This window comes from Mobilicoccus sp., assembly GCF_032060985.1.
GTDB lineage: Bacteria > Actinomycetota > Actinomycetes > Actinomycetales > Dermatophilaceae > Mobilicoccus.
In genome coordinates, this window is the sequence record NZ_DAMBGD010000001.1 from 116,853 (window position 1) to 137,760 (window position 20,908).

Sequence of the window (20,908 nt, forward strand, 5' to 3'; positions counted from 1 at the left end):
GCCTCGTCCGATACCCTGCGGACGGCGGCCACCCCGCCCGCAGCCGTCCCCGTCGTCGTGGAGAGGAACCCCATGCTCACGTTCACCACGAACAGCCGCACCGATCGCCTGCCCGAGGAGGAGCGTGCGCGGATCCTCGCCGACCCGGGCTTCGGCAAGACGATGACCGACCACATGGTCCGCATCCGCTGGACGCGTGACGGCGGCTGGGAGAACGGCGAACTGCTGCCTTACGGCCCGATCCCGCTCGACCCGGCGGCCGGCGTCCTGCACTACGGCCAGGAGATCTTCGAGGGCCTCAAGGCGTACCGGCACGAGGACGGATCGATCTGGTCGTTCCGGCCCGAGGCCAATGCCGAACGCCTGCAGCGCAGCGCCCGTCGCCTCGCGCTGCCGGAACTCGCCACCGAGGACTTCATCGAGTCCATCAAGGTCCTCGTCCAGGCCGACCAGGACTGGGTGCCCGAGTACGGCACGGGGGAGACGAGCCTGTACCTGCGGCCGTTCATGATCGCCTCCGAGGCGTTCCTCGGAGTGCGGCCCTCGAACGAGGCGACCTACTACGTCATCGCCTCGCCGGCCGGGGCCTACTTCTCCGGCGGCATCTCACCGGTGTCGCTCTGGCTGTCGACCGACTACGCCCGCGCGGGTGACGGGGGCACCGGCGCCGCCAAGTGCGGCGGCAACTACGCCTCCAGCCTCGCCGGGCAGGTCCAGGCCGCCGCGCACGGTTGCGACCAGGTCGTGTTCCTCGACTCCTCGACGCACACCTACATCGAGGAGCTCGGCGGGATGAACCTCTTCTTCGTGCATCGCGACGGGCGCCTCGTCACGCCCGAACTCACCGGCACGATCCTCGAGGGCATCACCCGCCGCTCCATCCTCGAGCTCGGCAGCGAGCTCGGCCTGAGTGTCGAGGAGCGGCGCATCCCGATCCAGGAGTGGAAGGACGGGGTCGCCTCGGGCGACATCACCGAGATCTTCGCCTGCGGCACGGCCGCGGTCGTCACGCCGGTCGGCACCCTCGCCTGGGACGGGGGCACGTGCACGGTCTCGGAAGAGCCCGGCGAGACGACGATGACGATCCGCACGAGGTTGCTGCAGATGCAGTACGGCGAAGTCGAGGACACGAGGGGCTGGATGACGCGTCTGGTGTGAGTCAGACTGGCTGCGCAGAACCGAACAGGTGGACCAACACCCAGCAGCACGACGACGGGGGAGTGCCATGGATGCGAGAAACGACCTGGAACGAGTTCGACAGGAGGCGTCGGGCCGCCTGGACGAGGCCTGGCGCCGCGGCCACATGAGCGCGGCCGAACACGAGCGACGCACGACCGCACTCAAACACGCCGACCACCACGATCAGGTGGACGCGATCGAGCGCGGCGAGTTCGACGCCGCGCACCGGAACGCTCACGGCGGTGTTTCGCCGATCCCCTCCGTCGATGACGATGGGGACGCGGGTTCCGCTGCCGCGAGCCGCCCGGAGGCGGGGGGAACCGGGGCCGGATCCCCCGCTCCGGTCAGGGAGAGCGGCCGCAGCGGCGTCCTGTCCCCGGAGGTCGGACGCGTCATCATGGGGGTCGTCCCCCTGGTTGCCGTCCTCGCGTTCTTCCTCACCAATGACTCGATGGACAACGCCTGGCTGTGGTTCCTGCTCATTCCCCTCGTGTGGACGGTGGTTCCGGCCCTGGGTGGGGGCAAGCGAGGCGGGTGCTGACCTGCTCGAGTTCCGCGCACAGGCCCACGAGGCGGGCGCGGACACCCTCGGCGTCAGCGACCAGCTCGCGCTGCGCCGTGACGTAGGCGGTCCGGCCCTCGGGGGTCTCGATCGGCACGGCGTCGTAACCGAGTCCGGACACGTCGTACGGCGAGGCCCGCATGTCGAGTTCGCGGGCCCGGCGGGCCAACCGGAACGTGTCGACGAGAAGTGAACCCGGTACGGCCGGACCGAGTTTCGTCGCCCACTTGTACAGATCCATCGTCGCGTGCAGGCAGCCCGGCTGTTCGTTGGCGACCTGTGTCTCCCGCGTGGGGGCGAGGGTGTTGAGCGGTCGGGCTCCGTCGGTGAAGAACCGGAACGCGTCGAAGTGACTACACCGGATCGTCGAGGTCTCGACGACCGCATCCGTCTCGGCCTGGGTCAGTCGAAGTGGCAGCGACTCGTGTCGTTGCTCCCCGGGCGCCAGCCCGTAGACCATCGCCCACTCGTGCAGGCCGAAGCAGGCGAGCCGGGGCGGCCGGTCGGCCGTCTCGGCGAGGAGTTCCCGGACGAACCGGACGGTCCCGCCACGCCTGTCGAGGTAGGCCGACACGTCGAGACCGATGCCGTCGTCGGTGCGGCGGTAGAACGGCCATGCCTCGCGGCCGGTCGTGTCCTCTCCGAGCAGGGTGACGCCCGGGCCCGGGTGCCATCGGCGGAGCTGGCCCGGGCGGTGTCGGTAGTAGACGAAGAGGAAGTCCTCGATCGGGTGGTTGCGTCCGGTCCGTCGTCGGGCGAGGTGGTCCCCGGTGAGATCGTCGACCGTGGCGGCGTGGAGGCGTTCCGCCTCCCGCCATTCCTCCCACGCCATCACACGCTGCTCCACCCGAGCAGGGTAGACGGCCGAGGTGACCGGGCGCCTCGCCCTCATGCGGCTGGCCGTGCTCATGCCGCGCCGCTCCTGGGGTGCTGGTCGCCCCCCGCCTTCGTTCGGCGCCACGCTGGTCGTGCCGCCCGTCGAGCCACCGGCGGGCGGGCCCGTCGGTGCCGCGGGCGTCGGCCTCACCCCGTCGGTGGCGCCGTCCCCCGGTCGTTGCTCGGTGGCGCCCCGTCGGCCGAGGCGACAGGGTGGGGGTCGAGGCTCGAGGGGCGTCGCCGGGCTAGGCTCGAGAGAACCAACCCTCACCTCCCGGAGGCCGAATGTCTTCTCTGCGTAGTCGTTTCGGGACCCGGTCGCTCATCGCCGCCGCACTGACGGGCCTGCTCGTCGGCTCATCGGCATCGGCATCGGCGGCTGTGGCTCCCTCCGCGTCCGCGACGGGGGCCGCCTCCTCGAGCGGGGCGGCGACGAACACCGCCGCGGCTCGGCCCTATCTCGTGCTCGGCGACTCCCTGTCGGCGGGCTACCAGCCGGGACGCGGCGACGACCGGAGCGGCGGCTACGTGGAGACCGTCGCGGCCGGCCTGCGGCGGAGCGGGACGCCCGTGCGCGTCACCAACCTCGCGTGCACGGGGGAGTCCACCGCCACGATGCGCGACGGCGGACGATGTCGCTACCGACAGGGCAGCCAGCTCCGCGCCGCGACCGCGTTCCTGCGGGCCCACCCCGACACGACGCTCGTCACCGTGTCCCTGGGCGCCAACGACCTCCTCCGCTGCGTCGACCGGTCCCGGGGGACCGCCGATTCACGCTGCCTCGGCACGCAGGCCGCGGGGCTGCGTCCCCGGCTCGCGAGCACTCTCCGCGAGTTGCGCCGCGCCGCGCCACGGGCCCGGATCATCGTGCTCGACTACTACGACCCGTCCCAGGCCGCGGCCGTCCTCGCTCCGTCGCAGCGGGGGCGGGGGGCGAACGCCGGTCTGGTCCGCACGAAAGTCAACGTCGCGGTCCGCGGCGCCGCCCGGGACGCCGGGGCGCGTGTCGCCTACGTCAGCGAACCGTTCGACGAGGGCTGGGCGCGTCGCGTCGACCTGCCCGGGCATGGCAGGGTGCCCATCAGGGTCGCGCGGATCTGCACGTGGACGTGGATGTGCAGTCGGGGCGACATCCACCCGAACGACGAGGGCTACCGCGTCATCGCCGGTGCGGTCCTGGAGTCCTGGCAGCGAAGGAGATGACATGCGCATCGCGCGATTCACCACGGGGGACGAGCCCCGCTACGGCGTCGTGCAGGGGGAGGGGGAGGACGCGTGGATCGCCGAGGTCGCGGGCGACCCGCTCTACACGCCGGTCTCGGGGACGGGGCAGCGGGTGGAGATGGCCGACGCCCGACTGCTGTCGCCGGTGATCCCCCGCAGCAAGATCATCGGCATCGGGCGCAACTACGCCGATCACGCCGCCGAGATGGGCAACGAGCTGCCCACGAAACCCCTCATGTTCCTCGTGCCCAACACCGCCGTCGTCGGCCCCGGCGACCCGGTGGTCCTGCCCGACCTCACCGCCGAGGTGAGCTACGAGGGAGAACTCGCGGTCATCATCGGGCGCATGTGCAAGGACGTGCCGGCCGAGCGCGCCAAGGACGTCATCTTCGGGTACACGTGTGCCAACGACGTCACCGCCCGTGACCTGCAGCGGGGCGACGGGCAGTGGGCCCGCGCGAAGGGACTCGACACGTTCTGCCCCCTCGGGCCGTGGATCAAGACCGACTTCGACCCCGAGGACGTCGGCATCGTCACCCGACGCGACGGCGAGGTGGTCCAGGACGGCCGCACGGTCGACATGGTCTTCGACGTCCCCACCCTCGTGGAGGCGTGCTCGCGGGCGTTCACCCTCCTGCCCGGCGACGTCATCCTCACCGGCACGCCCGCAGGCGTCGGCCCGGTCGTCGACGGGCAGCGCGTCGAGGTCGAGATCGAGGGTCTCGGCACCCTCTCCAACCCCTTCATCCGGCGCTGACGCGTGGGCTGATCGCCCTTCCGTCGTACACCGACGTGCGGCGGCAGCCCGGGCCCGGCTCATGCCTGGCGAAGGTGCTGGTCAGGGGGTCGCCGGCGAAGCGTCCGGTGTCCGCCCCGCTTCGGTGTACGACGGAAGGGCCGACGGCCCCTGTGGATGAGCCCACGTGGGTGGGCGCCACCGCGCCCGAGACTTGCCGATGTGTCCCTGGATCTCCTCGTGCGCGAGCTCGCGGCCCGTGGCGGCGTCGCCTACCGCGATCAGTTGCCCGTGCGCAAGGACGCGTTGACCGGTGCGGTGAACGCCGGGCTGATCCTGCGTCCCCGCCGAGGCGTCTACGCCCTCGCCGGAGCAGATGAGGCCCTGCTTCTCGCGCGCATGGTGCGAGGCGCGCGGTCGCACCGGAGCGCGGCCCTCGTCCACGGGTGGTCGGTGGTGAGCCGGCCGCCTAGACCCGAACTCGTGGTGCCACGCGGACGATCGGCGAGGATCCCGGATGGCGTCGATCGGCGGGCGACGATCCGGTGGCGCCTGCTCTCACGGGAAGAGATCGACGAGGCGTGCACGTGTGCGATCGAGACGGTCGTCGACTGTCTGCGTGATCTGCCCGCCGACGAGGCCGTCCCCGTCGCGGACTCCGCGTTGCGGTCGGGCCGTGTCTCTGTGGACGAGCTGGCGTCGGCGTTGGCGGTGGATCACCGACGCGGCTCCAGGTCGGCCCGCACTCTCGTGGGGTCGCTCTCCCCCTTCGCCGAGAGTGTCCTCGAGTCCCGCCTGCGGATGCTGGGGGAGAGCATTCCCGACGTCGACCTGCGGTCCCAGGTCGAGATCTGCGGGTCCGGGTGGGACGCGCGGGTGGACCTCGCCGACCCTGACCTGGGCATCGTCGCCGAGGCGGATGGCTTCGCCTGGCACGGAGACCGGGCCGCCCTGCGCAGGGACTGCCTGCGGTACAACCGGCTGACGTGTGCGGGGTGGCGCGTCCTCCGGTTCAGCTTCGAGGCGATCTTCCGCGACCCCGACCATGTACGGCAGAGCCTGCATGACGTGGCGGGGCAGCAGCAGCGGATCCGGGAGGCCGGGCTGACGCCCTGGGCGGCCTCCCTTCGCCGGCCCTGACCCGAACCGGGTGCACTTCCGTCGTACACCGATGACAGCCTCTCCCTTCGTGGACAGTGGCGGGGCTCTGACCTGCGACGCTTCGTGAGCCGGGACCGCGGGCGCCGGCACACGGCATCGATGTACGACGCAAGGGGGGCGGACCCCGGCAGATCGGTAGGCTGGGCCGCATCATGACGACCACAGCTTCGACCCCCGATCCGGCCCCGCGTCTGCGGGTGGCCCCGTCGCCCACGGGTGACCCTCACGTCGGTACCGCCTACATGGCCCTGTTCAACCTCGCGTTCGTCCGCAAGTACGGTGGCGCGTTCGTCCTCCGGGTGGAGGACACGGACCGGGCACGGTTCCGGGCCGACAGCGAGGCGCAGTTGTTCGACACCCTCGACTGGCTCGGGCTCACCTGGGACGAGGGCCCCGACGTGGGTGGACCCTACGCGCCGTACCGGCAGTCGGAGCGGTTGGGCACGTACGCGCCGTACGTCGAGAAGCTCATCGAGGACGGCCACGCCTACTACTGCTGGTGTTCCGCCGACCGGCTCAAGGAGCTGCGTGCCGAGCAGGAGAAGTCCAAGACGTCGGTCACCGGGTACGACCGCCTGTGCCACGGCAAGACCCGGGAGGAACGGGCGAAGCTCCCCGGGTTCTCCGAGACCCCCGTCGTGCGGATGCTCGTCCCCGACGACGTGCCGCTGGAGTTCGACGACCTCATCCGCGGCACGCTCAAGGCCCCGCGCCCGGACGACCAGGTCATCCGCAAGGCCGACGGATTCCCCACGTACCACCTGGCGGTCGTCGTCGACGACCACGAGATGGGCATCACCCACGTCGTCCGCGGTGAGGAGTGGATCTCCTCGACGCCCAAGCACCTGCTGCTCTACCGGTGGCTCGGTCTGCCGGAGCCCAAGTTCGCGCACATGCCGCTGCTGCGCAACGCGAACAAGTCCAAGATCAGCAAGCGCAAGAACCCCGAGGCGCGGCTCACGTGGTTCCGCGAGGAGGGCTACCTCCCCGAGGCGCTCGTCAACTTCCTCGCACTGCTGGGGTACCCGCCGATCATCGAGGCGGGTGAGGGCGGCGAGCGGGTCGAACGCGAGGTGTTCTCGTTCGCCGAGTTCAGCGAGGGGTTCGACTGGACCAAGGTCAACCCCGTGGGGCCGATCTTCGACCTCACCAAGCTCGACTGGCTCAACGGGGTCTACATCCGTGACCTCGAGACCCACGAGCTCGCCGCGCGGCTGTTGCCGCACCTCGTCGCCGAGGGCGTCCTGCCGCAGAACCCCAGCCTGGGGGAGTTCGGCCGGCTCGAGGCGGTGACCGCGCTCATCCAGCCGCGTCTCACCCACCTGACGAAGGCGGGCCCGCAGGTCGCGCCGTTCTACGTCCCCGACGACGCGGTGCCCGTGGACGACGACGCGCGCGCCCAGCTCAAGGACGACGCCCCCGCCGTGCTCGACGCCGCGATCGAGGCGCTCGAGGGCCTCCCGACCGACGAGGGCGACATCTTCGGCGAGGGCCGCGGGTGGACCCACGCACACATCGAGGCCGCGTTGCGCGCCGCGCTGGTCGAGGGGATGGGCCTCAAGCCCAAGGTCGCGTTCGGCCCGCTCCGCACCGCGATCTCGGGCAAGCGGGTCTCCCCGCCGCTGTTCGAGTCGATGGAGATCCTCGGCCGGCACAGCACCCTCGTCCGTCTGCGCACCCTGCGCGCCTCGCTGTGACGCAGGTGGGTCCGGCCGGGGCTCGAGCAGATCCGTGGGCCGAACCGGTCCGCGGGCTGCTGCTCGACATCGACGACACGCTCGTCGACACGCAGGCCGCGATGCGCAGCTCGTGCGCGACCGGCGCTGCCGCGGCCTGGCCGCAGGAGGCGGCCGAGCTGCATGCCCGAGTCTCCGAGATCTTCTACGACGACCCGCGCGGATATTTCGACGCCTACACCCGGGGCGAGTTCGCGTTCGCCGAGATGCGGGCCGCGCGCTACCACGAGGCCTGTCGCCGGAGCGGGCTGCCGGAGAAGGGGTTCGAGCGTTTCGAGGAGGCGTACCGCGTGGCCTTCGCCCGCTCCCAGGTGATGTTCGACGACGCGCTCGCCCTTCTCGACGGCGCCTCGGCGGCAGGGGTGGCGGTCGGGTTCGTCACGAACTCCGGGCACGAACAGACCGAGGTCAAGCTCGACGCCGTCGGTCTCCGCGGGCGCGGTCCCGTCGTCACGACCGACACCCTCGGTGTCGGCAAGCCCGACCCGGCGATCTTCACCCGCGCGATGGCGCTCGTCGGAGGCCGGCGCGAGCAGACCGTCGTCGTCGGCGACACCCTGCACACCGACGTCGTGGGGGGTCTGGCCGCCGGGATGCGCGTTGCGTGGCTGCAACGTCCCGGTCGTCCCGAGCCCCGCAACGCCGGCTGGGGCACGCCGGTCGAGGATCCCCGCGTCCGCGTCGTCCCCGACCTCGCCGCCGTCGCCTCCTGGTTCCAGGCCGGCCCGTAGCCGCGGAAGAGCCACCGTCACGGGGTCGGCCCGAGGGCCGGACACGGAGACGACCGTCGGGACGTCAGGTGAGCCCGAGGGGCAGGCCGGTGGCGTACTCCCCGTCCACGACGGGCCCGAAGTCCTCGTCCAGGCCGAGGAGACCGGCGAGGGCGACGAGGGATTCACCGAGACCGGCGTCGATGCGATGGGTCGCCTCGGCGTCGCCGCGAGTGTGTCCGCGGGTGATGATCCCGATCGGCCGGCCGGCCTTGCGGGAGTGTCGCACGAACCGGTACCCGCTCATCACCGACAGGCTCGACCCGAGGACGAGCAGCGCGCGGGAGGCGTCGACCGCCTCGTAGGCGCGGGCGACGCGGTCCTTGGGGACGTTCTCCCCGAAGTAGACGACGTCGGGTTTGAGGGTGTCGGCGCCGCAGACCCGGCAGGTGGCGAGGACGAACTCGGCGACGTCGTCCTCGGCCAGGGTGACGTCCCCGTCGGGACGGATCTCCCCCGTGCGCACGCGCGCGGCGAACCCCGGGTTGAGGTGGGCGAGGCGTTGCTCCACCACCTCGCGGGGAGTGCGGTCCTCACAGGTGAGGCAGCGCACGAGCGACAGCGTGCCGTGGAGTTCGATGACCTCGCGTGCTCCGGCGGCCTGGTGGAGTCCGTCGACGTTCTGGGTGATGACCGAGTCCGCGAACCCGTGTCGCTGCAGCGCGGCGACGACGCGGTGCCCGGCGTTGGGCGCGGATGCGGCGAAGCGCTGCCATCCCACGTGCGCGCGCGACCAGTACCGTCGCCGCGAGTCGCTGCCGGCGGTGAACTCCTGGTAGGTCATCGGTTGCACGCGGCGCGCGCCGTCGGGACCGCGGTAGTCCGGGATGCCGGACTCCGTGCTCATGCCCGCCCCCGTGAGCAGACAGATCCGCCCGCCGGACAGGAGGTCGGCAAGGATCTCGAGCTCGGCCGCGTCGGGGTGCGGGGCGTGCACCTCAGCCCCTCATCGGGCCGCGCGCTTCTGGATGTTCGCCCATTCGTCGCGCAGGCCCACGGTGCGGTGGAAGAGCATCGGGGTGCGGGGGTCGTGGGCGAAGTACCCGAGCCGTTCGAACTGGACGACCTCGCCGGGCGCGGTGTCGGCGAGGGCCGGTTCGACCTTGGCGTCGAGGAGTTCGACGCTGGCGGGGTCGAGGTCGTCCATCGCGTCGCCGGTGCGCTCGCCGGGGATGGGCGCCGAGAAGAGCCGCTCGTACAGCGCGACCCGCGCGTCGACCGCGTGCTCCGCCGACACCCAGTGCATCGTCGACTTGACCTTACGCCCGTCCGGCGCCGTGCCGCCGCGCGACTCCGGGTCCATCGTGACGTGGACGCGGGTGACCTCCCCGGCGTCGTTCTTCTCGACGTCGGTGCACGTGACGAGGTAGGCCCCGCGGAGGCGGACCTCACGGCCGGGGGAGAGGCGGAAGAACTTCGGCGGCGGGACCTCGGCGAAGTCGTCGCGCTCGATGAACAGGCGCCCGGTGAAGGGGACGCTGCGGGTGCCGTCGTCGGGGTTCTCGGGGTTGTTGACGACGTCGAAGTGGTCGACGTACGGGGTCCCGTCGTCGTTGCTCGGCCAATTGTCGACGACGACCTCGAGCGGCCGCAGGACCGCCATGCGCCGCTGGCTCGTGCGATTGAGGTGGGTGCGCACGAAGCTCTCGAGGAGTTCGATGTCGTGGCGGCTGTTGGTGCGCGTGAGACCGATGTAGGCGCAGAACTCGCGGATCGCGGCGGGCGGGTAGCCGCGCCGACGCAGACCGGAGAGCGTGGGCATGCGCGGGTCGTCCCACCCGTCGACGATGCCGTCCTCGACGAGAGCCCTGAGGCGACGCTTGCTCGTGACCGTGTGGGTGAGCTCGAGGCGGGCGAACTCGCGTTGTTTGGGTGCGGTCTGCTCGAGGGGGAGGTGGGCGAGGTACCAGTCGTACAGCGGACGGTTGCTGCGGAACTCCAGGGTGCACAGGGAGTGCGTGACGCCCTCGACCGCGTCGGACTGTCCGTGCGCCCAGTCGTACGTGGGGTAGATGAACCACGTGTCGCCGGTGCGGTGGTGGTGGCTGTGGCGGATGCGGTACATCACGGGGTCGCGCAGCTGCATGTTCTCGCTCTGCATGTCGATCTTCGCGCGCAACACCCGCGAGCCGTCGGGGTACTCACCGGCCCGCATACGACGGAGCTCGGTGAGATTCTCGTCGACCGGTCGATCGCGGTAAGGGGATTCGATTCCCGGTTTTCCGTATCCGCCCCGTTGTGCGGAGATGGTCTCGCCGTCCTGTTCGTCGACATAGGCCTTGCCCTGTTCCACGAGACGCTCCGCCCAGGCGTACAACTGCTCGAAGTAGTCGGAGGCGAAACGCACGGAGGCGGGTTCGTATCCCAGCCAGGCGATGTCCTCCTGGATCGAGTCGACGAACTCGACCTCCTCGACGTCGGGGTTGGTGTCGTCGAGGCGGAGGTTGCAGCGGCCGTCGAAGTCGTCGGCGATGCCGAAATCGACGCAGATGGCCTTGGCGTGGCCGATGTGCAGGTGGCCGTTGGGCTCGGGGGGGAACCGTGTCTGCACCCGCCCGCCGTAGGTGCCGGCCTCGATGTCGACGCGGATCTCGTCGCGCACGAAGTCGCTGGTGGGGGTAGGGGGCACGGCCTCGGTCATGGGTTCGATCCTACCGTGGGTGCCGAATCCGGGGACGGGCTCCTCGCCGGGCGGACGGCCTGCCGCGCCGGGCGGTGACCGGGCGGACCGGGGTCGGTGCCTCCGCGCACGTGCGGATTTGGGATGCCCGGCCGCGAACGGCTAGAGTGTCTCCTCGTGATCGCGGGCGCACCGCTCACCCGTCCTTCGGGCAGGTGTGGCGCCGGGCCCGGGATACCCCATGGGGTATGGTGTAATTGGCAGCACGACTGATTCTGGTTCAGTTAGTCTAGGTTCGAGTCCTGGTACCCCAGCTCCGAAACGAGGTTCACCTCGATTTGGACGAGGACGATCGTTCAGATAGTCTTCACCAGCAGTTCTACGGCCCCGTTGTGTAGTGGCCTAGCACGCCGCCCTCTCAAGGCGGTAGCGCCGGTTCGAATCCGGTCGGGGCTACATCGAAGGAAAGCCCGCCTCCGTCATGGAGGCGGGCTTTCGTCATTCCTGGCGCAGTTCCACGCCGTGCTCCCGACTCTCAAGGCGCCGAGGTCGCAGCCGAGGATGCGGGGATGGGGCTGTCATGGCGACCACCACGCCGCATCGTCGCCTGCGACCTCGGGGACGGGTCGGGTGCTCGCTCGCCTCAGTCCGCGTGGCGGGAGTCCTGGGCGGCGGCGTTGCCCTGCTGGGCCGCGTGGGCGCGCTGGAGGACCTCGGTGAGCTTGTTGGCGCCGGCGACGACCGTGGCGGCGTGGAGACGGCCGGGCTGACGCGAGACGCGCTCGATGGGGCCCGAGATCGACACCGCGGCGATGACGCGGCCGGCGGGGTTGCGGACGGGTGCGCTCACCGAGGCGACCCCGGGCTCGCGCTCGCCGACGCTCTGCGACCAGCCACGGCGGCGGACGCCGGAGAGCGTCGTCGCGGTGAACTCGGCGCCCTGCAGGCCGCGGTGGAGGCGGTCGGGCTCCTCCCAGGCGAGAAGCACCTGGGCGGCGGAGCCGGCGAGCATCGACAGGGTCGCGCCGACGGGGATGGAGTCACGAAGGCCCATCGGACGCTCGGCCGCGGCGACGCAGATGCGCATGTCGCCCTGTCGACGGAACAGCTGGGCGCTCTCGTGCGTGTGGTCGCGCAAGGCGCCGAGGACGGCGCCGGCGGCGGCGAGGAGGCGGTCCTCACCGGCGGCGGAGGCGAGTTCGCCGAGGCGGGGGCCGAGGATGAAGCGGCCCTGCATGTCGCGGGAGACGAGTCGGTGATGCTCGAGGGCCACGGCGAGCCGGTGCGCCGTCGGGCGCGCCAGTCCGGTGCTCGCGACGAGCTGGGCGAGGGTGGCCGGCCCCGCCTCGAGGGCGCCGAGGACGGTCGCGGCCTTGTCGAGCACTCCGACACCACTGGACTTCTCCATGCAGGCATCTTGCCGTCTCGACTCATGAGACGCAAGTGCTTCACATCCTGAACTTCACATGCCCTCGTCCTAGCCTGTCTGCACGGCCCGGCAGCACGGGCGCGAGGCGCGCGCCCCCACGACCGGCGGCGCGCCACGGCAACGCATCACGACGGTGGCGCACGACACCGCACGGGCGCGCAGGCACCGCGTCGCCCGCAGGACACCGCGGCAACCGGCACGCAGAAGGAGCACCATGAGCGGCACCCTGGCCGAGAAGGTCTGGCAGAGACACGTCGTCCGATCGGCGGCGGACGAACCGGACCTGCTGTACATCGACCTCCACCTCGTGCACGAGGTGACGAGTCCTCAGGCCTTCGACGGTCTCCGACTCGCGGGACGCCGACTCCGCCGCCCGGACCTCACGATCGCGACCGAGGACCACAACGTCCCCACCCTCCCCGGCCCGATCACCGACGAGACCAGCCGCACCCAGGTCGAGACGCTGCGCCGCAACTGCGAGGAGTTCGGCGTCCGCCTGCACCCCATGGGCGACGCGCAGCAGGGCATCGTCCACATCATCGGCCCGGAGCTCGGGCTCACCCAGCCGGGCATGACGGTCGTCTGCGGTGACTCCCACACCTCCACCCACGGCGCGTTCGGGGCGCTGGCCTTCGGCATCGGCACGAGCGAGGTCGAGCACGTCATGGCCACGCAGACCCTGCCGCTCAAGCCGTTCAAGACCATGTCGGTCACCATCGACGGCGACCTCCCGCCCGGGGTGACGAGCAAGGACGTCATCCTCGCCGTCATCGCGAAGATCGGCACCGGCGGCGGCCAGGGCCACGTCATCGAGTACCGCGGCAGTGCGATCGAGGCGCTGTCGATGGAGGCCCGGATGACGATGTGCAACATGTCGATCGAGGCGGGTGCCCGCGCGGGCATGATCGCCCCGGACGAGACGACCTTCGCCTACCTCAAGGGGCGTCCGCACGCGCCGACGGGTGCGGACTGGGACGCCGCCGTCGCGGACTGGACGACCCTGCGGACCGAGGCGGACGCGAGGTTCGACACCGAGGTCCACCTCGACGCCGCCGAGCTCACCCCGTTCGTCACGTGGGGCACCAACCCCGGCCAGGGCGCCCCCCTCGGGGCCTGCGTGCCCGACCCCGAGGCGATCGCCGACGCCCAGGAGCGCGAGGCGACCCGCAACGCCCTCGACTACATGGGCCTCGAACCCGGCACGCCGCTGCGGGAGGTCCCCGTCGACACCGTGTTCGTCGGGTCGTGCACGAACGGACGCATCGAGGACCTGCGGGCCGTCGCCGACGTCCTCCGCGGACGTCGGGTCGCCGACGGGGTGCGGATGCTCGTCGTGCCCGGCTCGGGTCAGGTCGCGGCGCAGGCGGAGCGCGAGGGTCTCGACACCGTCTTCACGGGGGCCGGGGCGGAATGGCGCCTGCCCGGGTGTTCGATGTGTCTCGCGATGAATCCCGACAAGCTCGCGCCGGGGGAGCGGTGCGCCTCGACGAGCAACCGCAACTTCGAGGGACGCCAGGGCAAGGGCGGACGCACCCACCTCGTCAGCCCGGCCGTCGCCGCCGCCACCGCCGTGCGCGGACGCCTCGCCGCGCCCGCCGACCTCTGACCGCCGCGCCGCACGACCGCCTCAGGAGAACCCCATGGAGAAGTTCACGACGCACACCGGCGTCGGCGTGCCCCTGCGCCGCAGCGACGTCGACACCGACCAGATCATCCCCGCCGTCTACCTCAAGCGCGTGACACGGACCGGGTTCGAGGACGGCCTGTTCGCGGGCTGGCGCGCCGAGCCCGACTTCGTCCTCAACCGGCCCGAGTACGCCGGCGCGAGCGTCCTCGTCGCGGGCCCCGACTTCGGCACCGGCTCCTCCCGCGAACACGCGGTGTGGGCGCTCATGGACTACGGCTTCCGGGTCGTCATCTCCTCCCGGTTCGCCGACATCTTCCGTGGCAACTCCGGCAAGGCCGGTCTGCTCACCGCCCGCTGCGAACCGAGTGACGTCGACCTGCTGCAGAAGCTGCTCGAGGAGCAGCCCGGGACCCCCGTGACCGTCGACCTCGAGAACCGCACCATCACCTGCGGTGAGACCGTCGTGGGCTTCGAGGTCGACGACTACCAGCGCTACCGGCTGCTCAACGGCCTCGACGACATCGACGTCACGCTCACCCACGAGGACGACATCCTGGCCTACGAGGGTGCCCGTCCCTCGTACACCCCCACGACCCTCTGAACCGCCCGCCGGGTCCGGGGCCCGGCGCTCTCCCTCCGTGACGACCCGTCACGTCCACCCGTGCGCGGTCACACGTGGCAGCGTGGCGGCGCGGCGTGGCCGCGGCATGGCCGCGATGCGGCGCTGCGGCGTGGCGGCCCGTGCCTTCGGGCGGCACCGCGCCGTCGCATGCCCGGCGGCGCGTCCCCCTCGCCGTCGCGTGCCCACGGGGCACGGTCCCACCCCGTCGTCTTCCGCTCTCCGCGCCCGGGATTGGGCTGTGGACGCCGCTGCTCCCACCCCGTGACGTATCTCTGCCCATAGGCCCTCTGACCTGGGAATTCATCGGCCACGGGGGCGGATTCGGTGGGGGCGCCACGGGGGGTGCGACCGGTTCCCCTGCGAGCGAGGGGACTTCGTGCCGATAGGTGGGGCGTGAGGCGCCCGCCGTCTCACCGTGATCGCCCTGCCTGGGTGCTCGCGAGCACGACGAATGGATGGCCCGGCATCACCTGGCCTGCACATGGACGTGGAGGGGTCTTGAGCCTCTTGCCACGGCTCAAACCGGCCCGCATCGCGAGCCACCCGTCTCTGGAGGGAGAGAAATGAACAAGGCTGATCTGGTCGACGCGCTCGAGTCGCGTCTGGGCGGTCGCAAGGCGGCGTCGGACGCCATCGAGGCGATCTTCGACGTCATCATCCGCGAGGTCGCTCACGGAGGGAAGGTCGGGATCACCGGTTTCGGCACCTTCGAACGCGTCGACCGCGCGGCCCGCACGGGTCGTAACCCGCGCACCGGTGAGTCGGTGCGCATCGAGTCGACCGCGGTGCCGAAGTTCCGTCCCGGCACGGCGTTCAAGCTCTACGTCGCCGAGCCGGCGACGCTGCCGAAGTCCGGCCCGGCCGCCGCCCGCGCCGCCGCGGGAACCGCGTCCGAGGTCCGCGCCAAGGCCGAGGCCGCGATCGCCGCGTCCAAGGGCAAGAAGGGCAAGGGCGGGCGCCAGAGCGCCTGACCCGCGTCCCGACGCCCCGCCCACCGGTCCCCTCACCCGGTGGGCGGGGCGTCGTCGTGTCGGCGCACGCCCCATCCCTCATGCTTCGCTGATTCGCAGGCCCGATTCTCGACATCCCGCCCCGCCACCGGCGAGGATGTCGACGAGTCGGCGCGAGACCCAGGTCACGCCGACGGGACGAGTGAGCGGACGAGAGGCACGGCGTGACGTCATCGAAGGTGCGGCAGCGGGGGATCGAACGATCCTTCGCCTATCGGTCGGCGGTGGTGTCGATGTTCGGCCCCATCCGAGTGATGACCGACAGCGACTGGCAGGGCACCGAGCACCTCCCGAACGGGGGCTGCGTCGTCGCCGCCAACCACATCTCCTACGCGGATCCCTCCGCCCTCGGCCGGTTCCTCCACGACAACGGTCACCCGCCGTTCTTCCTCGCGAAGGACGCCCTGTTCGAGCTGCCGCTCCTCGGACGCTGGCTCACCGCGGCGGGTCAGGTCCCGGTCCGCCGGGGCACGGGTGAGGCGATCTCCGCCTACGCCGACGCCGTCGAGGCCGTCCGCGCGGGCAAGACCGTCGTCGTCATGCCGGAGTCGACGATCACCAAGGACCCGGATCTGTGGCCCATGCGCGGCAAGACCGGCGTCGTCCGGATCGCGCTCGCCACCGGATGCCCCCTCGTGCCGCTCGGGCAGTGGGGTGCCCAGGACCTCATGCCGCGCGGCACGACCCGCCTGCAGCCGTGGCCGCGCAAGACGATGCACATGCGCGTCGGACCGCCGGTGGACCTGTCGGACCTCTCGCCGGGTACCGTCACCCGCGACGACCTCCTCGCCGCGGCCGACCGCGTCATGGAGGCGATCACCGGGCTCGTCGCCGAGATCCGTGGGGAGACTCCGCCCCCGGGGCGGTGGACCTCGCGCTCGGTCGCCGTGTGCCCACCCACCCCGAGGAGCAGCCATGATCGCCGAACGCGCCACCGTCGTCGGGGCGGGGAGCTGGGGCACCGCGTTCTCGCTCGTCCTCGCCGACGCCGGCCTCGACGTGCGCCTCTGGGCGCGTCGCCCCGAGCTCGCCGACAGCATCAACCGCACCGGCCGCAATCCCGACTACCTCCCCGACGTCGACCTGCCGCCGCAGGTCACCGCGACGTCGTCCGTGGTCGAGGCGTTGGAGGACACGGACCTCGTCGTCCTCGCGATGCCGGCACAGAAGCTGCGGGACGGGCTCGTCGACTGGGCCCCGCACCTGCCCGACCATGCGCCGCTCGTGTCGCTCGCGAAGGGCATCGAGCTGCGGACCGGATGCCGGATGAGCGAGGTGATCCGTCAGGCCACCGGCGCCGCGCCCGAGCGTGTGGCCGTGGTCTCCGGACCCAACCTCGCGCGTGAGATCGCCGCCCGCCAGCCCGCCGCGGGCGTCGTCGCCGCCTCCGACGCCGAGACCGCGGACCTCGTCGCCACGGCCTGCCAGTCCCCGTGGTTCCGGCCCTACACCTCGACCGACGTCGTCGGCGCCGAGATCGCCGGTGCGACGAAGAACGTCATCGCGCTCGCGGTCGGCGCCGCCGAGGGCCTCGGGCTCGGGGACAACTCCAAGGCGAGCGTCATCACCCGCGGCCTCGCCGAGACGGGTCGCCTCGGCGTCGCGCTCGGCGCCGACGAGGCGACGTTCTCCGGCCTCGCCGGCGTCGGGGACCTCATCGCGACGTGCATGTCGCCGCTCTCGCGCAACCACCGCGTCGGGGTCGGCCTCGGTCGTGGAGGCACGGTCACCGACGTCGTCGCCGCGATCGGCCAGACCGCCGAGGGCGTCACCTCCTGCGAATCCGTCCTCGCCCTCGCCCGTGGGGCCGGCGTCGACGTCCCGATCGTCGAGTCCGTCGTCGCGATGGTCGCCGACGGCCAACGTCCCGAACTCATCGTCGACGCCCTCATGTCCCGTCAACGCAAACCGGAGACGGCCTGAGCACCGAGTCGGGCGGCGGGATGGACCGCGCCCGACCATCGGGGGTCAGTCCGTGCCCGCGAAGGGGCGCGGCCGGAGGTCCGCCTCGCTGAGGACGGCGACGAAGGTGGGACGGCGACGCCGCTCCTCACGGTCGCGGCGCACGTCCTCGAGGACGTCGAGCTGGCTGAGGGTCTGCTCGACGGCCGAGAGCACCGAGCCGCGGAGCAGCCACTGCTGCGTGCCCGAGGCCGGGTCGACGAGCATGAGCTCGGTGAGGATGGCGCGGCTCTCGCGGAGGTTCTCGAGGGTCTCGACGAAGTGCTGTTCGACGCCGACGGGGTCGTCGCCGAACTCCGCCTCCAGCAGCCCGCCGAAGGCATGGATCGACTCGGCCATCGTGTCGAGGACCACCGCGAACGCGGGCCGGATGGCCTCGTCGAACGGGTCCTCCTGGGTGCCCTCCCGCGGCAGCTCCCGGAGGAGCACGATGTAGAGGGCGATGATGGCGCGCAACACCCCGTCGACCGTGTCGAGGCCGGCGCGCAACGTCGTCTCCCCGCTGCGCGAGCCGAGCGCCCACACGTTCATGCGTCGACTGTCCCCGACGTCCGACACCCGCGCCGAGGCGGTCGCCACCTGCGCCCCGCACCGGCGGGTCGAGTCCAGCCAGGTCTCCACGTCGTCGCGGATCACCTCGTGTCGTCGCATCGACTGCGCCGAGGTGCGCAGCACGGCGCCGATCTCGTCCGCGGCGCGTCGTACCTCGATCGCGGCCTTGCGTGCGGGCACCGCAGGGGCGAGGAGCAGCCCGAACGCCACGCCCACGGCGGCGCCGATGAGGGTCGTGACGACTCTCGTCTGCACCGCGACGCCCGAGCCGTGGACGGCGAGGATGAGCATCGCCGAGATCGGCGTCTCGAGCATCTGGTCGCCGAGCCGCAGCACGCGACCGAGCAGGAGCGCCAGGGCCACGGCGGCCCCGAGGGACCACCAGGTCAGCCCGAACCAGTTCGTGAGCAGGACCGCGACGACGACCCCGGTGAGGACGGCACCGACGCGGACCAGGCCCATCTTCAACGTCGAGTAGGTGCTCGCCTGCACGACGAGCAGCGCCGTCAGCGACCCGGTGAGGTCCTGACGCTCGCCGGTGAGCCCGAGGACGAACAGGTAGGCGACGACGGCCGCCGCCGTGAGTCGCAGGATCTCCACCAAGGGTGGACGAAGGCGACGGGGAACGTCCCGCCACGTCGTCGGGTGCCCGGGCCAGGCCCAGGCGAGCGCGCGGCGGAGCACACGCCGGACGGGCCGTGGCAGTCGCCGAGAGAGGCGGAGGCGCTCCCGTGGAGGCCCCGGCCCGTCGTCGACCCCCGCCGCAGCCACCTCTTCATTGAACCAGGAGGCCGGTTCGCCGGTTTCGTGCGGCTCGTCACGGTGGCGGGGGAACGGGTTTCCCGGCGGGTACTGTCGGGGTCGATGAGCACCACGCAGCCCAAGACCCGGGTCGCCCTCGTGTACGGCGGCCGTTCCTCCGAACACGCCGTCTCGTGCGCCACCGCCGCCGGGGTGATGTCCGCGATCGACGCCGACCGGTACGAGATCGTTCCGATCGGGATCGCCCGTGACGGGCGATGGGTGCTCGGAGGCGCCGATCTCGCCGAGCTCGCCCTCGCCCGCGGGCACACCCCCGAGGTCACCGGCCGGGGCGACCTGCGCCTGCCGCTCGCCACCGGCGACCGATCCCTCGTCGACGTGGGGGCCGCCGACACCGCCCTCGACGCCGCCGGTGCCTCACCGGTCTCCGCGCTCGGTGAGGTCGACGTCGTGTTCCCGCTGCTCCACGGCCCGTTCGGGGAGGACGGCACGATCCAGGGCATGCTCGAGCTCGGCGACATCCCCTACGTCGGCTGCGGTGTCCTCGCCTCGGCGAGCATGATGGACAAGCACGCGATGAAGGGCGTTCTCGCGAGTCACGGCCTGCCCATCGGACCGTTCGTCACGATCACCGATCGACAGTGGTGCACCGACCCCCAGGCCGCCCTCGACGCCGCCTGCGCGATGACGTTCCCGTTGTTCGTCAAGCCCGCCCGCGCCGGCTCGAGTGTGGGGATCAGCCGCGTCGAGACCCGCGAGCAGCTCGAGGCCGCCGTCGAGGCTGCGCGGATCCACGACCCCAAGGTCGTCGTCGAACAGGGCATCGTCGGCCGGGAGATCGAGTGCGGCGTCCTCCAGGGACGTGGGCACGACGCGCCGCGGACGAGCCTGCTCGGTGAGATCGTCGTCGAGAGCGGTCACGGCTTCTACGACTTCGACGCCAAGTACCTCGCCGAGAGCGAGGTCGTCCTCTCCTGCCCCGCGGACCTGCCCGAGGCCGACGCCACGCGCATCCGTGCGCTCGCCGCCGAGGCGTTCGAGGCGGCCGGCTGCGAGGGCCTCGCGCGGGTCGACTTCTTCTACACCCCCGAGGGCGAGGTCCTCGTCAACGAGATCAACACGATGCCGGGGTTCACCCCCCATTCGATGTACCCCCAGATGTGGCTCGCGAGCGGGATGAGCTATCAGGACCTCATCACCGAACTCATCGAGCTCGCCCTCGCGAGGCGCGTCGGCCTGCGGTGACCGTCCGCCCGGGACGGGCCGTCCCAGGCGCCGCCCTCACGCACCTCGGGCGCGACTCAACTGCATCGATGTCCCGTGGCACGGCCCGCGGCGGCCGCGTCGGCGAAGGAGGAGAGCACGAGGGGTTCGGGCGCGTAGGCGTTCGGCACGAGTACCTCGATGGCCGGCTCACGCCCGTAGGTGGTGAACCGCATCCCGTCGTCGAGACGGTGGGCGATCCAGTCGACGCCGTCGACGCCGAGGCACTCGTCGGTCGTCGGGCCGGGCACGGGCACCCCGCAGCGGGCGATGATCGCGACGTCGCCCCGGTCGGCCCACGCGGCGGTCGCGGGGGAGTCGGGGCTCGTCGACCGCCGGTCCAGGCCGGCGACCTCACTCGGCCACGACACCGACCCGCAGGCGGGGTCGGACGCCGCGGCGGGCGGACTCACCTCCACGGCGCCGCCACACCCCGCGACCACCGCGGTGAGCGCGACGACCGCCGCGCCCACGAGCGGGACGTGGACGCGGCGGCGAGGCGTGGAGGGGGCGCCGAGCACCTCAGGCGTGCACGACGGTGCAGGTGAGCGTGCGAGTGATACCCGAGACCTCCTGCACCTTGGCGAGGACGAGCGACCCGAGCTCCTCGACGCTGACGGCCTCGAGTTTGGCGATGATGTCGTAGGGGCCGGTCACCTCGTCGGTGGCCACGACGCCCTTGATGTCCCGGATCGACTGGGCGACCGAACTGGACTTGCCGACCTCCGTCTGGATGAGCACGTACGCCTGGACCATCGGTGCCTCCTACGCTGGCGCGGGCGGGGTCGGTGCGCCCCGCGGGTGGTCCGACGGTACC

The 20,908-nt window shown here is 71.7% G+C and carries 19 protein-coding genes, 2 tRNA genes and 1 pseudogene; 14 read left to right on the plus strand and 8 right to left on the minus strand.

Annotation, left to right across the window (positions count from 1 at the left end):
* The first annotated feature begins 72 nt into the window (after nt 1–72).
* Nucleotides 73–1,158 (plus strand): branched-chain amino acid aminotransferase, encoded by a 1,086-nt coding sequence (locus RT054_RS00465; protein WP_312720376.1) that lies wholly within the window; start codon nt 73–75, stop codon nt 1,156–1,158.
* 1 nt (nt 1,159) lies between these two features.
* On the opposite strand, the gene RT054_RS00470 is transcribed toward RT054_RS00465, so the two are convergent.
* Entirely contained in the window at nt 1,160–1,417 is a 258-nt protein-coding gene (locus tag RT054_RS00470) for a hypothetical protein (protein WP_313021519.1), read from the minus strand.
* A gap of 241 nt (nt 1,418–1,658) precedes the next feature.
* Nucleotides 1,659–2,588 (minus strand): 3-methyladenine DNA glycosylase, encoded by a 930-nt coding sequence (locus RT054_RS00475; RefSeq protein WP_313021522.1) that lies wholly within the window; start codon nt 2,586–2,588, stop codon nt 1,659–1,661.
* Nucleotides 2,589–2,902: 314 nt separating this feature from the next.
* Here RT054_RS00475 and RT054_RS00480 point away from each other — a divergent pair, with 314 nt between their 5' ends.
* From RT054_RS00480 to RT054_RS00500, 5 genes are all read left to right on the plus strand, one after another.
* Complete coding sequence (locus RT054_RS00480) at nt 2,903–3,820, plus strand: SGNH/GDSL hydrolase family protein (RefSeq protein WP_313021524.1); 918 nt, start codon at nt 2,903–2,905, stop codon at nt 3,818–3,820.
* Between the two features lies 1 nt (nt 3,821).
* Nucleotides 3,822–4,598, plus strand: coding sequence for a fumarylacetoacetate hydrolase family protein (locus tag RT054_RS00485; RefSeq protein ID WP_313021526.1), 777 nt, complete (start codon nt 3,822–3,824; stop codon nt 4,596–4,598).
* Between the two features lie 201 nt (nt 4,599–4,799).
* Complete coding sequence (locus RT054_RS00490; RefSeq protein WP_313021529.1) at nt 4,800–5,717, plus strand: DUF559 domain-containing protein; 918 nt, start codon at nt 4,800–4,802, stop codon at nt 5,715–5,717.
* 173 nt (nt 5,718–5,890) lie between these two features.
* On the plus strand, nt 5,891–7,435 hold the full coding sequence (gene gltX, locus RT054_RS00495) for a glutamate--tRNA ligase (RefSeq protein WP_313021531.1): 1,545 nt from the start codon (nt 5,891–5,893) through the stop codon (nt 7,433–7,435).
* Entirely contained in the window at nt 7,432–8,205 is a 774-nt protein-coding gene (locus RT054_RS00500; protein WP_313021533.1) for an HAD family hydrolase, read from the plus strand. The genes gltX and RT054_RS00500 overlap by 4 nt, the downstream gene beginning before the upstream one ends.
* A 64-nt stretch (nt 8,206–8,269) precedes the next feature.
* On the opposite strand, the gene RT054_RS00505 is transcribed toward RT054_RS00500, so the two are convergent.
* The gene (locus RT054_RS00505) at nt 8,270–9,181 is read right to left on the minus strand and encodes an NAD-dependent protein deacetylase (RefSeq protein WP_313021537.1); all 912 of its coding nucleotides are present in this window, start codon (nt 9,179–9,181) and stop codon (nt 8,270–8,272) included.
* Between the two features lie 9 nt (nt 9,182–9,190).
* Entirely contained in the window at nt 9,191–10,885 is a 1,695-nt protein-coding gene (locus RT054_RS00510; RefSeq protein WP_312721375.1) for a glutamine--tRNA ligase/YqeY domain fusion protein, read from the minus strand.
* A 221-nt stretch (nt 10,886–11,106) separates the two neighbouring features.
* On the opposite strand from RT054_RS00510, the gene RT054_RS00515 reads away from it, so the two are divergent.
* Nucleotides 11,107–11,178: transfer RNA gene (locus RT054_RS00515), tRNA-Gln, on the plus strand.
* Nucleotides 11,179–11,247: 69 nt separating this feature from the next.
* A tRNA-Glu gene (locus RT054_RS00520) sits at nt 11,248–11,320 on the plus strand.
* Between the two features lie 187 nt (nt 11,321–11,507).
* On the opposite strand, the gene RT054_RS00525 is transcribed toward RT054_RS00520, so the two are convergent.
* On the minus strand, nt 11,508–12,272 hold the full coding sequence (locus RT054_RS00525; RefSeq protein WP_312721377.1) for an IclR family transcriptional regulator: 765 nt from the start codon (nt 12,270–12,272) through the stop codon (nt 11,508–11,510).
* A gap of 235 nt (nt 12,273–12,507) precedes the next feature.
* Here RT054_RS00525 and leuC point away from each other — a divergent pair, with 235 nt between their 5' ends.
* The 5 genes and pseudogenes from leuC (at nt 12,508) to RT054_RS00545 (ending at nt 17,475) form a co-directional block, all read left to right on the plus strand.
* Entirely contained in the window at nt 12,508–13,899 is a 1,392-nt protein-coding gene (gene leuC / locus RT054_RS00530) for a 3-isopropylmalate dehydratase large subunit (protein WP_313021542.1), read from the plus strand.
* Nucleotides 13,900–13,933: 34 nt separating this feature from the next.
* Nucleotides 13,934–14,521: a 3-isopropylmalate dehydratase small subunit gene (gene leuD / locus RT054_RS00535; protein WP_312721381.1), complete on the plus strand. Its 588-nt coding sequence runs from the start codon at nt 13,934–13,936 to the stop codon at nt 14,519–14,521.
* 584 nt (nt 14,522–15,105) lie between these two features.
* A complete protein-coding gene (locus RT054_RS00540; protein WP_312721383.1) occupies nt 15,106–15,513 on the plus strand; it encodes an HU family DNA-binding protein in 408 nt (135 codons plus the stop codon).
* Between the two features lie 293 nt (nt 15,514–15,806).
* Nucleotides 15,807–16,139: pseudogene (locus RT054_RS16470) on the plus strand (lysophospholipid acyltransferase family protein); the annotation flags it as partial.
* A gap of 328 nt (nt 16,140–16,467) precedes the next feature.
* Nucleotides 16,468–17,475, plus strand: a complete 1,008-nt coding sequence (locus tag RT054_RS00545; RefSeq protein ID WP_313021546.1) for an NAD(P)H-dependent glycerol-3-phosphate dehydrogenase — start codon at nt 16,468–16,470, stop codon at nt 17,473–17,475.
* 45 nt (nt 17,476–17,520) lie between these two features.
* On the opposite strand, the gene RT054_RS00550 is transcribed toward RT054_RS00545, so the two are convergent.
* A complete protein-coding gene (locus tag RT054_RS00550) occupies nt 17,521–18,666 on the minus strand; it encodes an aromatic acid exporter family protein (RefSeq protein WP_313021815.1) in 1,146 nt (381 codons plus the stop codon).
* Nucleotides 18,667–18,930: 264 nt separating this feature from the next.
* On the opposite strand from RT054_RS00550, the gene RT054_RS00555 reads away from it, so the two are divergent.
* Entirely contained in the window at nt 18,931–20,073 is a 1,143-nt protein-coding gene (locus RT054_RS00555) for a D-alanine--D-alanine ligase family protein (protein ID WP_313021547.1), read from the plus strand.
* Nucleotides 20,074–20,129: 56 nt separating this feature from the next.
* Here RT054_RS00555 and RT054_RS00560 read toward each other — a convergent pair whose 3' ends face one another.
* Both RT054_RS00560 and RT054_RS00565 read right to left on the minus strand, forming a co-directional pair.
* Nucleotides 20,130–20,612, minus strand: coding sequence for a DUF3515 family protein (locus RT054_RS00560; protein ID WP_312721393.1), 483 nt, complete (start codon nt 20,610–20,612; stop codon nt 20,130–20,132).
* A gap of 1 nt (nt 20,613) precedes the next feature.
* On the minus strand, nt 20,614–20,847 hold the full coding sequence (locus tag RT054_RS00565) for an Lrp/AsnC ligand binding domain-containing protein (protein ID WP_312721395.1): 234 nt from the start codon (nt 20,845–20,847) through the stop codon (nt 20,614–20,616).
* Nucleotides 20,848–20,908 lie beyond the last annotated feature (61 nt).